At 60.7% G+C, this 16,225-nt stretch carries 13 protein-coding genes; 11 read left to right on the top strand and 2 right to left on the bottom strand.

Features of this window, described 5'->3' with window-relative positions:
• Window positions 1-158 precede the first annotated feature (158 nt).
• Both ACM62Q_RS05990 and ACM62Q_RS05985 read left to right on the top strand, forming a co-directional pair.
• Entirely contained in the window at window positions 159-2,093 is a 1,935-nt protein-coding gene (locus ACM62Q_RS05990; RefSeq protein WP_415034561.1) for an ATP-binding cassette domain-containing protein, read from the top strand.
• A 96-nt stretch (window positions 2,094-2,189) separates the two neighbouring features.
• Window positions 2,190-2,828, top strand: a complete 639-nt coding sequence (locus ACM62Q_RS05985) for an MBL fold metallo-hydrolase (protein ID WP_415034559.1) — start codon at window positions 2,190-2,192, stop codon at window positions 2,826-2,828.
• A 49-nt stretch (window positions 2,829-2,877) separates the two neighbouring features.
• Here ACM62Q_RS05985 and ACM62Q_RS05980 read toward each other — a convergent pair whose 3' ends face one another.
• Both ACM62Q_RS05980 and ACM62Q_RS05975 read right to left on the bottom strand, forming a co-directional pair.
• Window positions 2,878-3,996, bottom strand: coding sequence for an EAL and HDOD domain-containing protein (locus ACM62Q_RS05980; protein WP_415034557.1), 1,119 nt, complete (start codon window positions 3,994-3,996; stop codon window positions 2,878-2,880).
• A gap of 185 nt (window positions 3,997-4,181) precedes the next feature.
• Window positions 4,182-4,895 carry a response regulator gene (locus ACM62Q_RS05975; protein WP_415034555.1) on the bottom strand — a complete coding sequence of 238 codons (714 nt, stop codon included), beginning with the start codon at window positions 4,893-4,895 and terminating at the stop codon, window positions 4,182-4,184.
• Between the two features lie 190 nt (window positions 4,896-5,085).
• On the opposite strand from ACM62Q_RS05975, the gene ACM62Q_RS05970 reads away from it, so the two are divergent.
• From ACM62Q_RS05970 to ACM62Q_RS05930, 9 genes are all read left to right on the top strand, one after another.
• The gene (locus ACM62Q_RS05970; RefSeq protein ID WP_415034553.1) at window positions 5,086-5,466 is read left to right on the top strand and encodes an Hpt domain-containing protein; all 381 of its coding nucleotides are present in this window, start codon (window positions 5,086-5,088) and stop codon (window positions 5,464-5,466) included.
• A gap of 8 nt (window positions 5,467-5,474) precedes the next feature.
• The gene (locus ACM62Q_RS05965; RefSeq protein WP_415034551.1) at window positions 5,475-7,874 is read left to right on the top strand and encodes an ATP-binding protein; all 2,400 of its coding nucleotides are present in this window, start codon (window positions 5,475-5,477) and stop codon (window positions 7,872-7,874) included.
• Window positions 7,874-8,248 (top strand): response regulator, encoded by a 375-nt coding sequence (locus ACM62Q_RS05960; RefSeq protein WP_415034549.1) that lies wholly within the window; start codon window positions 7,874-7,876, stop codon window positions 8,246-8,248. The genes ACM62Q_RS05965 and ACM62Q_RS05960 overlap by 1 nt, the downstream gene beginning before the upstream one ends.
• 73 nt (window positions 8,249-8,321) lie before the next feature.
• On the top strand, window positions 8,322-8,624 hold the full coding sequence (locus ACM62Q_RS05955; protein WP_415034547.1) for a c-type cytochrome: 303 nt from the start codon (window positions 8,322-8,324) through the stop codon (window positions 8,622-8,624).
• Between the two features lie 278 nt (window positions 8,625-8,902).
• Window positions 8,903-10,177, top strand: coding sequence for an MFS transporter (locus ACM62Q_RS05950; RefSeq protein ID WP_415034545.1), 1,275 nt, complete (start codon window positions 8,903-8,905; stop codon window positions 10,175-10,177).
• Between the two features lie 7 nt (window positions 10,178-10,184).
• Complete coding sequence (locus ACM62Q_RS05945) at window positions 10,185-11,624, top strand: sigma-54 interaction domain-containing protein (protein ID WP_415034543.1); 1,440 nt, start codon at window positions 10,185-10,187, stop codon at window positions 11,622-11,624.
• 176 nt (window positions 11,625-11,800) lie between these two features.
• A complete protein-coding gene (locus ACM62Q_RS05940; protein WP_415034541.1) occupies window positions 11,801-13,198 on the top strand; it encodes a GntP family permease in 1,398 nt (465 codons plus the stop codon).
• Between the two features lie 16 nt (window positions 13,199-13,214).
• On the top strand, window positions 13,215-14,825 hold the full coding sequence (locus ACM62Q_RS05935) for an acyl CoA:acetate/3-ketoacid CoA transferase (RefSeq protein WP_415034539.1): 1,611 nt from the start codon (window positions 13,215-13,217) through the stop codon (window positions 14,823-14,825).
• A gap of 306 nt (window positions 14,826-15,131) precedes the next feature.
• A partial coding sequence (locus ACM62Q_RS05930) for a hemolysin family protein (protein ID WP_415034537.1) occupies window positions 15,132-16,225 on the top strand: 1,094 nt, incomplete at its 3' end.

The following is a 16,225-nucleotide window of genomic DNA, read 5'->3' as shown; positions in this document are numbered from 1 at the left end:
GAGTTACTGCGGGCGATGCATCAACGCATTGAGTTGATTATTTTACTTTTTTTTCGCGCGTTTCGCTGTATGAACTGATTGTCGGAGGTGTGATTGATTACAATCGCCCCTTTCAACAAAAGCGCGCCCGAAACAAACTTTCGGGCGCTTTTTTTGCCATGCCTTGCTTAAAACTGACTGCCGCCTGTCTGGCCTATGGCCACGTTCCCCTGCTTGACCACGCCGATCTGCAACTCGATGCGGGCGAGCGGGTGGCCTTGATCGGGCGAAATGGCACGGGGAAATCTTCCCTGTTGGCGGCTTTGGCGGCGGGCGCTGGGCGCGGTGGTTTGGATGATGGCGAGATCTGGCTGCAGCCGGGTTTGCGTCTGGCCTATGTGCCGCAGGAGCCGCCCTTCGATCCGGCGGCCACGGTGTTTCAGGCGGTCGTCTCGGGGATGGGGGAAACCTCGGCGCTGCTGGCGCAATATCACACGGTGGCGCAGCAACTGGCCGAGGGGGGCGACGCCGAGGCGCTGCTTGCCCGGATGGATGAATTGCAGCACGAGCTGGAGGCGCGCGGTGCCTGGGCCTATGAAGCGCAGGCGGAGAAAGTGATCGCGCGTTTTGCGCTCGACCCGCAGGCGCTGGTCGGTAGTTTGTCGGGCGGGCAGAAAAAACGTCTGGCCCTGGCGCAGGCGCTGGCGGTGACGCCCGACGTGCTGTTGCTCGATGAACCGACCAACCATTTAGATATTGCCGCCATCGAGTGGCTGGAAACGCTGCTCATCGAATCCGGCGTGAGCTTGCTGTTCATCACCCACGACCGTAGTTTTCTCGATCGCGTCAGCACCCGCATCGTCGAACTGGATCGCGGGCAACTGGTGAGTTTTCCCGGTAATTTCAGCCAATATCAGGCGCGCAAGGAAGCCTTGCTGCACGAAGAGTCGCTGGCCAACGCGCGCGCTGACAAGCTGTTGAAGCAGGAAGAAATCTGGATTCGCAAAGGCGTGGAAGCGCGGCGCACGCGGGCGGTGTTTCGCGTGCAGCGCCTGGATAAGTTGCGCGCCGAGCGCCAGGCGCGGCGCGAGCGCATGGGGCAGGTGAACCTCAAATTGGAAAGCGGCGACAAAAGTGGCAAATTGGTGGCCGAACTGGAGCGGGTTGGCAAGGCGTACGGTGAGCAGATCGTCGTGCGTGATTTTTCAGCGCGCATCCAGCGCGGCGACAAGATCGGCCTGATCGGCCCCAACGGCGCGGGCAAAACCACCCTGCTGCGCCTCATTTTGGGTGAGTTGGCACCGGACAGCGGCACGGTGCGCCAGGGCAGCAAGCTAGAAATTGCTTATTTTGACCAGTTCCGCACCCAGCTCGACCCGGAGTCGACCCTGGCCGACGTGATTTCCCCCGGCTCGGACTGGGTGGAGATTGGCGGCGCGAAAAAGCACGTCATTGGCTATCTGGAAGATTTTCTGTTCGCGCCGGAACGCGCCCGCTCGCCGGTCAGTTCGCTCTCCGGCGGCGAACGCAACCGCCTCCTGCTGGCGCGCCTGTTTGCCAAACCGGCCAATGTGCTGGTGCTGGACGAGCCGACCAATGATCTCGATATCGACACCCTGGAACTGCTCGAAGCGCTGTTGCAGGACTACGCCGGCACCCTGTTCCTGGTCAGCCACGACCGGACCTTTCTCGACAACGTGGTGACGCAGACCATCGCCAGCGAAGGCGACGGAAAATGGTGCGAATACGTCGGCGGCTACAGCGATTGGGCCGATTATCAAGCGGCGCGCCGGGCGGCAGCGGCTGGCGCTGCGCCGCAAGTGCAGAAAAAGGCGGAGAAGGCAGAAAAAGCCGCCGCACCGCGTCCGGCGAATAAGCGCGACAAACTGAGCTGGAAGGAAGCGCGCGAACTGGAAGCGCTGCCCGACACCATCGCCGCTCTCGAAGCGGAGCAACTGCAACTGACGCAGCAGCTGGAAGATCCGGCCTTTTACCAGCGCGATGCCCAGGCGGCGCAAGGGGCGGCGCAGCGGCTGGCGGCGATCGACGAGGAGCTGATGGCCCTGCTCGAACGTTGGGAAGCGCTGGAGGCGCGCGCCGCTGCGGCGGGCTGAGTCCGGGTGGACGTGAGGGGAGAGAGGCTGGGAGAGAAGCCGGAAACCGATTTTGCTATGCGATAATGCGCGCCATTGCCTCAGCCGAGTTCCGTCATGCGTTACCAGATCGTCCCCGTTACTGCGTTTGAACAAAATTGCACGCTGTTCTGGTGCGAAACCACCCGCCAAGCGGCGGTGATCGACCCGGGCGGCGACCTCGAGCACATTCTCGCCGCGCTGGCGGCAGAAAACCTCAGCTTGAGCAAGATTCTTGTCACCCACGGCCATATCGACCATGCCGGCGGCGTGGCGGCGCTGGCGGCGCGCACCGGCGCGCCCATCGAAGGGCCGAATGAGGAAGACGCCTTCTGGATCGAGGGCATGGCGCAGCAAAGCCGCATGTTCGGCTTCCCCGACGTGGCTCCGTTCACCCCGGTGCGCTGGCTGCATGATGGCGACACGGTGCAGTTCGGCGAAATCACCTTGCAGGTTTTGCATTGTCCCGGGCATACGCCGGGGCATGTGGTCTTCTATCACGCCCCGAGCCGGCTGGTGCAGGTCGGCGACGTGCTGTTCCAAGGCTCCATCGGCCGCACCGATTTTCCGCGCGGCGACCACGCGACCTTGATCCAGTCGATCAAGCACAAGCTGCTGCCCTTGGGGGACGATGTGACCTTCATCCCCGGGCACGGCCCCACGTCCACTTTTGGTGAAGAGCGCCGCTTCAATCCTTTCTTGGCCGCAGGGATTTAATCCGCCGCAGCTGCCGCCGCGATGGGGGCTCTAGCCCTCGTGCCCTGACTTACAGCGGTGTCGAGATGCGTTCCGCCCAGTGCAGGGCGTCGAGTTGCGCGGCGAGAAAATCTTCCGGGCTGATCTCGAGCTGCTGGAGCAGGCGGGTGCTTTCGTCCAGGTTGCGGTGTGCGGCGGCTTCCAGCGCAAGCAGGAGCTGCCCGGCGCTGCCGCCGTGGTGGTTGAGCGCATCTTTGATACAAGCGTTCAGAGGCAGTTGCTGCACGATTTCCGGCATGGGAATGTGGAGCAATATGCTTAACAGCGAGAAGCAGCCGATCATGAAAGCACTGTCGGCCAGCCCTTCTGATTGCGGCAAAAGCTTTAAGTGCGGCACCAGCGTTTCCATCATGCGTCCGCGCAGTGCCGCGGTGTAGAGCAGCGGGTTGGCCTCGCCGCCGTGTTCCGGGCTGGCGAAAATCAACAGCTGTACCCAGCGTTCCAGTTGCCGCCGGCCAAGCAGATTGATCGCTTGAGAGAAACTGGTGATCGGCGTGCGTGGTGCAATCGCTGCGGAATTGACGAGGCGCAGCAGGCTGTAGGAGAGCTTGGCTTCCTGGCGCAATACCTCTTCCAGCGCCTGGGTGTCGGCGTCTTGGGCGATCAGGGAAAGCAGGGTGAGCATTTTTTGCCGCGTCGTATCCGGGGCGCGGCGGCTGGGGTTTACCGTGAGCAGGTACTCACAGGTGCTCATGCTGCAACCGCTCTGCATTGCCCATTCGCGGTCTTTATGGTTTTGCGTGTCGCTGGTGATGACCCGGCTGCGCACGGCGAGCCCGGTCAGGGCAAAAGGCGGCAGGGTGCGGGCATGGCTCATCGGGATGATGAGATAGGCCCATTCTCCGGTGGGGGGCAAACGGGTGTCGGGGCGCGTGAGCAGCGCTTGTGGCGGCGGGCCGCTGGGTTCGGCCGGGGCGCGCTGCAAGGCGATGAAATTTTGCGGTGCGTTTTCGGTAGGAAAATGCTCGATGGGGACAAACCAGGGGTGGCGCAAGGTCACGCCGGTATCGATCAGCGCCGGGTGTTGCGGCGGCGCGCAGGCGCTGGCGCTGTGTTCCATCAGATAGGCGGCCACCGTATTTTGTGTGCCGATCAGGGGGTGGATGAAGCTGTAGCAGGGGAGGCTCATGATGGCAAATAATAATTATGGGGCGCTGATCTGCGCGCTTCGACGCACAGAGGCTATGCGCGATTCTAGCAAATTTGCCGACTTGCCTGTGCCGGGATGCGCTATCTCTTGAATTTTCGATGCTGCGCGACGCGCAGAGGGGATTCAAATCCGCCGAAACTTGCTGCTTTTCGTCAGCGCTGTCGTCATTCGTCCGCCGTTACCGGGGCAACGAAAATATAGCCTTGCGCGCGCAGGGTTTTGATGTAAGGGGAGCCGTCGGTTTGCTTGCCGAGCAGGCGGCGCAAATGGCTGATGTGTACATCGATGATGCGGTCGTAAGGGTGGTAGTCGCGGCGCAGGGCCGTGTGGGATAAAAAATCGCGCGACAGGGCTTCAAAGGGGCGTTCGAGCATGCAGTTGAGCAGTGCGTAGGCGGCAACGCCCAGGGTTTCGGACTGGCCGTCACGGTGCGTCAGTTCGCGCGTGGCGGCATTCAAGGTCCATTCGCCAAAATGCACGTTGCGTAAAATGGCACGTCCGGTCGGGCTGTGGCGTAGCTGGCTACGGCGCAGGAGACCGCGGACGCGGGCGAGCAGTTCGCGCATATTGCAGGGTTTGGGCAAATAATCGTCGGCCCCGATTTCAATGCCGATGATGCGCTCGATGGCATCCGAGCGGGCGGAATGGATGAGTACCGGAATTTCCGATTGCCGGCGCAGTTTGCGTAAGAGCTCCAAACCATCGGCATCGGGCAGGCTGAGATCGAGAATGATCAGGTCCGGGTTGAGTTCCAGCTGCCGCCACATGGCTGCGCCGTTTTCTGCAAACAGGCAGGAAACGCCGCCGCTGGCCAGGGTTTCCTGCAGAAGGTAGCGTGTGCCGGGGTCGTCTTCGACGATGAGTGCGGTGTGCGACATGGCAAGAAGCGAAGGGCAGGGCCGCCGGAATGAAAATGCCCCGGATTGTAATGCACCGTAAAGTTTTATGGGACTTGTCGTTGGAATTCAGGATTTTTCTGATGTCGGCTTTACCCAGTGTTAGCATTTCTTTACGCAGCCTGGCTTGGCGCAATGGGAGAATGCTGGATCGAAGAGCGCAAAATGGTGCATGATGCAGATTCCCCACGAATTGGAAGGTTTTCAGGTTGATGATGCGATTGCCCGGATGCTGGGGCGTCCACAGCTGTGGTGGCAAACCCTCGGTTATTTCGTGCGCGCCTTTGCCGACTGGCCGCAGCGCTGGCAAGAAAGCCGCTGCGCCGCCACCGATGAACGGCGTGCCGTACATGCTTTGCGCAGCGCCGCCGCCAATGTTGGTGCGCATGATCTGGCCGATGCCGCGCGTCAGCTCGAACAGTCTTTGTCGGGCTCCGCTGCCGATGAGCACGGGCTTGCCGCTTTGCGCATTCACTTGCTGGCGGCATTTACCCTCGCCTGGGAAAATGCGGCGACGGCTTGGGCGCACTCGGGCGCGGCTTTGCCTGAATAAGTTCACCGATGTTTGCCCGGACTGAGGCGGCAACTGCCGTTTCGCCGGGCTTGGCGGAGCAGGTAACGACGCTGCGGCGGCTTTTTCTGCCCTTGTTCGCCCTCTTGTGTCTGGTTTTTTTTCTGGCTTCGTTTTGGCAGTTGCTTGCTAGCGAGCGGGCCGAGAACCGCAGCCGTTTGGCGGTGTGGCGTGCTGCCTTGATGCCGCTGTCGCCTGCTCAGGCGGTGCCGGCGGATTTTGTGCAAAGACTGCAAGCGCAGCCCGCTGTGCTGTATTTGCAGCTGACGCCGCTCGCACAGAAGGCGGTGCCGGCCCCCAAAGCCTGGCTGGATTACCGGCGTGCCGATGTCGCCTTGCCGCTGCCGGCGGCTTTTCCCTTGGCCGCCGGTGAGCGTTTGGGCTGGCAGCATCTGGAATTCGAACAAAACCTTACCCTGGCCCAAGGCCGCTATGTGCTGCGGGGAGCGATCGATCTGGGTGAGCGTGTGCGCCATTTGTTTGTCTCGCTTGCCCTGTTCGCCGCCTTGGCCGGAGCTTTGCTGTGGCTCGTGCTGCGCATGCAGGTACGGCGTCTACAACGCTTGTGGTTGCCGCTGGAGCGCCTGAGCGAGCGCATGGCGGCGCTGTCGGCCGGACAATACGATGTGCGGGAAGAAGAGGTTGGCCTGCTCGAGCTGGATCGTCTGAATCAAGGTTTCAATCAGATGGTCAGCCAGATTCACGAGCGGGACCGCTGGTTGACCGAGCATTTGAGCAGTCTCGAGCAGGCCGTGGAGCAAAGAACGCGCGAATTGCGCGCGGCGAAAGAAGAGGCAGAAGCCGCCAGCCTCGCCAAAAGTACTTTTCTGGCCACCATGAGTCACGAGATTCGCACGCCGATGAACGGTGTTTTGGGGATGACGGAATTATTGCTCGACACGCCGCTCACCCCGAGCCAGCGCCAGTTTGTCGAGGCGGTGGAGCGTTCCGGCCAGCATTTGTTGGGCATCATCGACGACATTCTCGATTTTTCGAAAATCGAGGCCGGGCAATTCAACCTCGATACTGAAGCTTTCGATTTGTTTGTTTTGCTGCGCCAAATCCACGAGTTGTATCTGCCCTTGGCGCAGAAAAAATCCCTTTCCTTGGTCTTGAGCTTGCCGCAGGAAACGGCTTTGTGGCTGCTGGGGGATGCGCTGCGTGTGCGCCAGGTTGTGAGTAATTTGTTGAGTAACGCTATCAAATTTACCGAAACGGGAGAGGTCGAGCTTAGCCTGCGCGTTTTTCATGAAGAAGATGCGCAGCGCCCGGCGCTGGTGCTGAGCGTCAGCGACACCGGGGTGGGTATTCCCGTTGCGGCGCAGGCGCGCATTTTTGAGCGCTTCGTGCAGGCCGACGGTTCGACCACGCGCCGTTACGGCGGCACCGGGCTGGGGCTGGCAATTTCGCGCAGCCTGGTCAGCTTGATGGGCGGCTGGATCGATCTGGCCAGTCAGCCGGGTGAAGGTTCCTGTTTTACGGTCTATTTGAATCTGCCGCGCGCCGAAATCGAGCCGCCCTCTGCCACACCGTTGCCGGCGTTTGAAGCCGATGTGGACAAGCCCGGCTTGCGTGGGCGCGTACTTCTGGTGGAAGACAACGAAAGCAACCAGATTCTCGCCCGGGCGCATCTTGAGCGCTACGGCTTGCAGGTGCTGGTGGTGGGCGATGGGCAACAGGCTTTGAATGTATTGCAGGAAGAAAATTTCGACTTGGTGCTGCTCGATTGCCAGATGCCGGTGCTCGATGGTTTTGCCACCTGCCGCGCCTGGCGGGCGCAGGAAGCGGCCAGTGGCCGGGCGCGCTTGCCGGTGCTGGCGCTGACGGCCAATGCCTTCAACGAAGACCGGGCGCGCTGCCTGGAGGCGGGCATGGACGATTATCTGACCAAGCCTTACCGGGGCGAAGCCATGTACGCCGCGCTCGCCCGCTGGTTGCCGCAGGAGCGCCGGCGCGGGCCGGAGGGGGGGGCTGCGGCTAAAACAGAGGCGGTGCCAGAATTTTTGCCGGCGCGCATGGAGGCCTTGGTGCTCGACCCCGGTGCCTTTGCACAAATGCGCCAAATGGCTCCGGCGAGTGCGCCGCAGCTGATCACCCAGTTGATCGAGGCCTATTTGCGTAGCGGCGAAGGTTTATGGCGCGATTATCTGGCAGCGTTTGCCGCGCACGATGCAAATGCCATGGCGCGCGCTTGTCACGCCTTGAAATCGAGCAGTCACAATGTTGGTGCGCTACGTTTGGCCGGGCTGTGCCGGGAAATCGAATTGATCTGTCGCGCTGCCGAAGCGGGCGGTGATCTGGCTATCGCCCAGCAAGATGCGGCGCTGCGCCTGGAGTGGCCGGCCGTGGTGGCGGCGCTGAATGCTATGCGCGAGAAAGGAATCGAGTGATGTCTACTGGCTGGAAAATTCTTGCTGCCGATGATGATCCCACCATGGGTATTTTGTTGCAGGCGGTTTTCCCCGCCCCGCACCGCCTGCAGTATGTGGCCGATGGTCTGGCGGCGCTGGCAGCGTGGGAAGCCAGTCCGGATTTTGATGTGCTGTTGCTTGATGTCGAAATGCCGGGGCTGGATGGTTTGAGTCTGGCGCAAGAGTTGCGCCGTCGTCACGGGGAAGGCCTGGCGATCGTGCTGTTGACCGGGCGTGAAGATGCGCAATTTCAGGCCTGTTGTCGTGCATTATCGGCCGTGCATCTTGCGAAACCGGTTAATTGGGGCGAATTGCCGGCGCAGATTGCCGCCGTCTTGGCTGGCGAGCGCTAAATCGGGTTAGACTGCAGCGCCTGCCAGAGGGCAGAAAAACATCGAACAAGATCGAATAGGAGGAGCAAGCATCATGCAAAAATGGCTTATTGTGGCGGCCCTGGGCGCTTTTTTTGGGCCGCTTGCCCAGGCAGATGAAGCCTTGGCCAAAGCGAAAAACTGTACGACCTGCCACGGTATCGGCAACAAGATCGTCGGCCCGGGCTACAAAGACATCGCCGCCAAACGGGCTGGCGAAAAAGGCGCAGAAGCTGCGCTTGCCGCCAAGATCAAGAACGGCAGCAAGGATGAATGGGGGCAGGTGCCGATGCCGCCCAATCTGGTGACGGATGCCGAAGCAAGCAAACTTGCCCGCTGGGTGCTGTCGTTTAAGTAAAGTGTCGCCGAAGTAAAACGGCACGGGCGGTTTTTATAAATCAATCCTGAGCGCAGTGGCCGGGCGGGCTTGCCCGGCGTGCGTTCATTCATTGATTCGGCTCGACCAGGCGGGAATTGTGCACGCCCTGCACTGATCGAACTTTTGCGGCAAGCGTGTAGCGTTGTGTAGCGTTCGCCGGATCAGTGATGCAGGGACGGGCGCGGTGACGGGTGATGTGCCCAAACCTGGCGCAGCGGATCGATAACGCGGGGAGAAATTCCCGCTCCGGAGTATTCATGCTGTCTTTAAGTTCTGAACAAATGCGCTGGCGCTGGCTGGCGCTCGGTGTCGTTGCCGTAGCCTTCATTTTGTCCTTTTTCCAACGCTTTGCGCCGGCCGGCATTGCGCAGGATCTGGCGGCGGATTTCGGTACCACGGCGGCCTCGCTCGGCATGCTGGCGGCCACTTATTTTTACGTCTATACCGTCATGCAGGTTCCCACCGGCATTCTGGCGGATACCTTGGGGCCGCGTCGTATCGTCGCCCTGGGCGGCATTGTCGGCGGCTTGGGGAGCGTGTTGTTTGGATTCGCGCCAAGTTTTGAAATGGCGCTGATCGGCCGTACCCTGATCGGCTTGGGGGTTTCGGTGACCTTCATCGCCATGCTGAAACTGATTGCCGTGTGGTTCGAGGAAAGCCGTTTTGCCACGATGGTCGGCATCTGCATGCTGATCGGCAATTTGGGTTCGGTGCTGGCCGGCGCGCCCTTGTCTTGGGCGGCACAAAGCTTTGGCTGGCGCGGGATTTTTCTGTTCGTCGGCGGCTTTTCCCTGTTCTTGTCGGCGCTTTCCTGGTGGATCGTGCGTGACTCACCGCTTGCGGCAGCCGATGCACCCAAGGCGCGGGTGGATCGTACGGTGATTTTTTCCGGCCTGATCTCGGTGCTGAAAAACCGTGCCACCTGGCCGGCGGCCTTGGTCAATCTGGGCATGTGCGGCGCGTTTTTCACCTTTGCCGGTTTGTGGGCCGTGCCCTATCTGATGCAGGTACATGGCCTTGCGCGCGGTGTTGCCGCCAGCCATTTGTCCTTGTGGTTCGGCGGTTTTGCTGTTGGCTGCCTGTTCATCGGCGGAATTTCCGATCGTCTGGGACGGCGCAAACCCGTAGTCATCGCCGTATCGCATATTTATGTGGTGATCTGGCTGATTCTGCTGTCTTGCATCAAGATGCCGCTCGTGCTCTCTTATACCCTGTTCGCCCTGCTCGGCTTGGCCACGGCGGGTTTCAGCCTGAGCTGGGCTTGCGCCAAGGAAGTCAATCCGCCGCTGTTGTCCGGCATGTCGACCAGCGTGGCCAATATGGGGGGGTTTTTGTGTGCGGCGATCATGCAGCCGGTGGTGGGCAAGATTATGGATTTGAACTGGCAAGGCGAAATGCTCAACGGCGCCCCGATTTACGACGTGGCCGCCTGGCAAAAAGGCGTGCTGGCCGTGACCCTGTGCGCCGTGTTGGGGGCGGTGGCGAGCTGGCGGGTGAAGGAAACCGGCTGCCGCAATATCTGGCAGGGATGAAAAAAACGTGAGCACGAAATCGAGCGCAGAACTCCTGCAACTGGCTTCTGAAACCCTGCTCAGGCACTTTGCCGATTATTGCGAGGGGGCCATCATCGTCGATCGTGCGGCGAATATCGTCTGGATGAACGATCGTTACCCGGCGCGTCTGGGGCTGAGCGTGCCGGCCTGCGTATTGGGTCAGGCCGTGGAGTCGGTGATTCCCAACAGTTTGATGCGCAAAGTCGTGGACAGCGGCCAGCCGATCATGCTCGACATCATGGAGTACGGCGAGCAGGCTTTTGTCGTCAGCCGCCTGCCTTTGCGTGATGCGGAAGGTGAGGTGGTGGGGGCGGTGGGTTTCATGTTTTACGACGATCCGCGCCACCTCGGCCCCTTGCTCACGCGTTATCAGCAGATGCGCGCCGATCTTGCGGACGCGCGGCGCAAACTCGCCGAACGGCGCTGCGCGCGCTATAGCTTTGCCGATTTCATCGGTGCCGGCGAGGCCAGCAGCACGCTCAAGCAGGCGGCGCGACGCGCCGCACGCACCAGTGCGCCGGTGCTCATTCTGGGCGAAACCGGCACCGGTAAAGAGTTGCTGGCGCAAGCGATTCATGCGGCCAGCCCGCGCTGCGCTGCGCCTTTTGTTGCAGTCAATATCGCCGCCGTGCCGGAAACCTTGCTTGAAGCCGAGTTTTTCGGCGTTGCCCCGGGGGCGTATACCGGGGCCGAACGTGGTGGGCGCGATGGAAAATTCAAGCTCGCCGACGGCGGCACACTTTTTCTCGATGAAATCGGCGACATGTCGCCGGCACTCCAGGCCAAATTGCTGCGCGCCCTGCAAGAGGGCGAGTTTGAACCGGTCGGCTCGAACCGTTTATTGACCGTGGATTTGCGTGTCATCGCCGCAACCAGCCGCGATCTGGAGAAAATGGTCGCTGACGGCAGTTTTCGTGCCGACCTGTATTACCGGCTCAACGTCATCACGCTCTACATGCCGCCCTTGCGCGAACGCTGCGAAGACATGGCCTTGCTGGCCGATTCGCTGGCCGACAGCATCTGCCGCCAGCGGGGTTTGCCGCCGCGCGGCATGGCCGACAGTGCGATCAACCGCCTGTGCCGGCATAGCTGGCCGGGCAATGTGCGTGAGCTGAAAAACGTCCTCGAACGCGCGCTACTCATGTCGGATGGCGAATTTCTCGAAGCCGCCGACCTCGATGCGGTGATGCCGCCCTCGCGCGTCGATGTAGCCGCTGTCGAAGCACCCGCTGCCGAAGTTTTCGCTACCCCGGCCAGCGGCCCCCGCGACATGGCGGCCATCATCGCGCAAGCCGAGCGTCAGGCGATTAGGCAGGCTCTGCGCGAGTGCAAGGGCAATAAAACCGAAGCCGCCCGCCAACTCGGTATTTCACGCACTGCCCTTTACGAAAAACTGGCGCACCTGGGAGTTTCCGGCGAGGCATGAAGCGGGGGGCGCGGTGGTTTGCGTGTCCGCCAAAGCGCACAGAAAATACACCCGCTGTGCGCGCCGGCGCACGCAAAGCGTTTTTCGATTAAAAAAACATCAATAAAACAAAGTCTTAAGTTTTGGCACGCGATGTGCATTGGGTGGGTCACCATAACCTACTTGAGGAGACATTCGTGGACTTTTTAATTGTGCTGGCCGCCTTGGCCTTTTTGATGTTTGTCGCCTATCGCGGCTACAGCGTCATCTTGTTTGCCCCTGTTGCGGCTTTGGGGGCGGTGTTGCTGATCGATCCGGCCATGGTGGCGCCGATGTTTACCGGCTTGTTCATGGACAAAATGGTCGGTTTCGTGAAGAACTTTTTCCCGGTATTTTTGCTGGGGGCGATTTTCGGTAAGGTCATCGAGCTTTCTGGTTTTTCCAAATCGATCGTCGCCGCGGTCATCAAATTGATCGGGCGGGAACGGGCGATGCTGGCCATTGTGCTCGTTTGCGGTCTGCTCACCTATGGCGGGGTGTCGCTCTTTGTCGTGGTGTTTGCGGTGTATCCCTTCGCGGCAGAAATGTTTCGTCAAGGCGGAATTCCCAAGCGCCTGATTCCTGGCACGATTGCCCTGGGGGCGTTTACCTTCACCATGGATTCCTTGCCGGGCACGCCGCAGATCCAGAACATCATTCCTACCACTTTTTTCAAAACCGATATTTACGCGGCCCCCTGGTTGGGCATCATCGGCGGCTTGTTCATTCTGGTGTGCGGTCTGATTTATCTGGAATGGTGCCGTCGGCGCGCGGCGGCGGCTGGCGAGGGTTACGGCGAAGGCCATAGCAACGAGCCGGAGCCGATGAGCGATGAAAAACTCGCGCATCCCCTGATTGCCTTGTTGCCGCTCCTTATGGTGGGCATCATGAACAAGGTGTTCACCCTGTTGATTCCGAGCATTTACGGCGATTCGGTTTCCTTCGTGCCGGCGGTGATCGGCAATGCCGCCCCGGTGGTGCAGCAGACCAAGGCGGTCATGGCGATCTGGGCTGTGGAAGGCGCGCTCTTGGTCGGTATCGCCACGGTCATGGTGTTTGCCGGGCGGGTGGTGATCCAGAAATTTGCCGAAGGCAGCCGCACGGCGGTGGCGGGGGCATTGCTGGCGACCATGAATACCGCGTCCGAATATGGCTTTGGCGCGGTGATTGCCGCTCTGCCGGGCTTTTTGGTGGTGGCCAATGCACTTTCTTCCATCCCCAATCCGCTGGTCAATGAAGCGATTACGGTTACGGCGCTGGCCGGGATTACCGGATCGGCCTCGGGCGGCATGGGTATTGCGCTGGCCGCCATGGCCGAAACCTTCATTGCCAATGCGCAGGCCGCGGGCATTCCGCTTGAGGTTTTCCACCGCGTCGCCTCGATGGCTTCCGGCGGCATGGATACCTTGCCGCACAATGGCGCGGTGATTACTCTGCTGGCAGTCACCGGTTTGTCGCACCGCCAGTCGTACAAGGATATTTTCGCCATTACCCTGATCAAGACGCTGGCGGTGTTTGTCGTGATCGGCCTGTTCTATGCTTTCGGTATCGTTTGAGCGAGGGGAGAAAACCATGACGCAAAGAAACATGGGCTGTGGTGCACCGGTGCCAAGCAAGATCATGTCCGCCCGCGCGGCAGTGGCGCGGATCTGCCCGGGCAGTACGGTGGCGACCGGCGGGTTCGTCGGCATCGGTTTCCCGGAAAACATTGCTGCGGCGCTGGAAGCCCATTACCTGGATGCCGAGGCAGCAAGCAAGCCGCGCGATTTGACCCTGGTCTATGCCGCCGGTCAGGGCGACGGGCAGCAGCGCGGTTTGAATCATTTTGGCCATGAGGGTTTGGTCAAGCGGGTGATCGGCGGCCATTGGGGGCTGGTGCCGCGCTTGCAGGAATTGGCGGTGGCCAATCGTATCGAAGCCTGGAATCTGCCGCAGGGGGTGATTACCCATTTGTTTCGCGATATTGCGGCGGGTAAACCCGGTACGCTCACCCGCATCGGCCTAGGGACTTTCGTCGATCCGCGTTTTGGCGGCGGAAAATTGAATGAAAAAACCCAAGAAGAGCTGGTCCGTGTGCTGCCCATCGACGGCGAGGACTATCTTTTTTACAAGGCTTTTCCCATTCATGTCGGCATCATTCGTGGCACGACGGCCGACGAAGACGGCAACGTCACCATGGAAAAAGAAGCGCTGACGCTGGAATCCCTGGCGATTGCCATGGCAGCGAAAAATTCCGGCGGCATGGTCATCGTGCAGGTCGAGCGTATTGCCCAGCGTGGCAGCTTGAATCCGCGGCAGGTCAAAATTCCGGGCATTCTGGTGGATTGCGTGGTGGTGGCAGAAAAACCGGAATACCACGCGCAAACCTTTGCCGAGCAATATAGCCCGGCGTTTGCCGGCGAGTTGCGCATTCCCTTGTCGGCTTTGCCGCCGATGCCGATGAGTGAGCGCAAGATCATCGCCCGGCGTGCGGCGTTCGAGCTGCGCCCGGGGGCGGTGGTCAATCTGGGTATCGGGATGCCCGAAGGTGTGGCCGACGTGGCGGCAGAAGAAGGCATCATCGATCAGCTGACTTTGACGGCGGAACCCGGCGTGATCGGCGGCGTGCCGGCGGGGGGCTTGAATTTCGGCGCGGCGGTGAATACCCAGGCGATCATCGACCAGCCCAGCCAGTTTGATTTTTACGACGGCGGCGGCTTGGATCTGACCTTTCTTGGGCTCGCCCAGGCCGACCGTCAGGGCAATCTCAATGTGTCGCGCTTTGGCCCGCGTTTGGCCGGTGCGGGTGGTTTCATCAACATTTCGCAAAGTGCGCGCAAAGTGGTGTTCGTCGGCACCTTTACCGCCGGAAAACTACAGGTTGCGGTGGCCGATGGGCAGCTGTGCATCACGCAAGATGGTTCGGCAGTGAAATTCGTCGCCGAAGTCGAGCACCGCACCTTCTCCGGCCCGGAAGCTGCTCGGCGTCACACGCCGGTGCTCTACATCACCGAGCGCTGCGTGTTTGAATTGAGCGCGGACGGCTTGGTGTTGAGCGAAATCGCGCCCGGCGTCGATCTTGCGCGCGATATCCTCGCCCGCATGGATTTCGTGCCGCTGATGCCCCAGCCGCCACGGCTGATGGATGCGCGCATCTTTGCCGAGGGTTTGATGGGTTTGCGCGAAGATTTGGCGCAGCTCTGAAACCCGTGCTGCGGCAAGTCAAATAGCAAGGCGCGGGAAACCGCGCTTTGCTGTTTTTTGTACGGAGTTTTGCACGGAGTTCGCCGGTTTTTTATCGCACTTCAAGGTGTTTTCCGGTTTTTGTACGCATGACAGACGTGCCGGATTAAGGCATTATTCGCCCCTTGAACGTTCCACGAAAGGTTTGGCGGGGCCCTTGGCCGCGCATTATGTACGACGACCCTGACCCTGAAGGCAGCATTTGGGCGCTGCACAATTTTTGTTTCTTAGGCTTCGGCCTGTCGGCACCGGCGCACGGGGGCTGACATGGAAATTTTCATTCTCATCGGACTGATCGTCTTGAACGGCGTTTTCGCCATGTCCGAAATTGCCTTGGTCACCGCGCGCAAGGCGCGCCTGGTCAAGCGGGCGGAAGAGGGCGATCCGGCGGCGGCAGTCGCCGTCAAGCTGGGCGAAGAACCCACGCGTTTTCTCTCCACCATCCAGATCGGCATTACTTCGATCGGCATCCTCAACGGGATCGTCGGTGAAGCCGCGCTCGCCGGGCCGTTGGCGCAATGGCTGCAGGGCCTGGGCGTCGAAGCCCGCAGCAGCGAAATCGGTGCCACCGTGCTGGTGGTGGTGGTGATTACCTATGTCTCCATCGTGGTCGGCGAACTGGTGCCCAAGCGCATCGGCCAGATCAACCCGGAAGGCATCGCCCGCCTGGTGGCGCGGCCGATGCAGATGCTGTCCGTCTTGTCGCGCCCCTTCGTGCTTTTGCTCTCTAATTCGACCGCCCTCTTGCTGCGGCTTCTGGGCCAGCGTGAAGTGGTCGGCCCGAGTGTGACAGAAGAAGAAATTCACGCCATGTTGGTCGAAGGTTCCGAGGCCGGGGTGATCGAAAAACACGAGCACACCATGGTGCGTAACGTGTTTCGCCTCGACGACCGGCAGATTGCCTCGCTCATGGTGCCGCGCTCGGAAATGGTGTGGCTCGATGTCGGTCAGCCGCTCGATGACAACATGGCGCTCATCACGAGCTGCGAATATGCGCGTTTCCCGGTGTGTCAAGGCGGGTTGGACAACATCCTCGGCGTACTCAACGCGCGTCATCTTCTTGGCCTCACGCTGCGCGGCAAAACCCCCAGCCTGACAGAAAAACTGCATCCAGCGGTCTATGTTCCGGAGTCGCTGACCGGCATGGAATTGCTCGACCAATTTCGCACCTCCGGCACCCATGTGGCTTTTGTCGTCGATGAATATGGTGAAGTGCAGGGCATGGTCACTTTGCAGGATTTGATCGAATCGGTGACCGGCGAATTCGTCCCGAACAACACCGAAGATGCCTGGGTGGTGCAGCGCGAGGACGGCTCCTGGCTGCTCGACGGCCTGATTCCCCTGCCCGAGTTGAAAGACAC

Source organism: Azonexus sp. (assembly GCF_047638095.1).
Taxonomy (GTDB): Bacteria; Pseudomonadota; Gammaproteobacteria; order Burkholderiales; family Rhodocyclaceae; genus Azonexus.
This window is presented reverse-complemented; position numbering and strand designations above follow the sequence as displayed.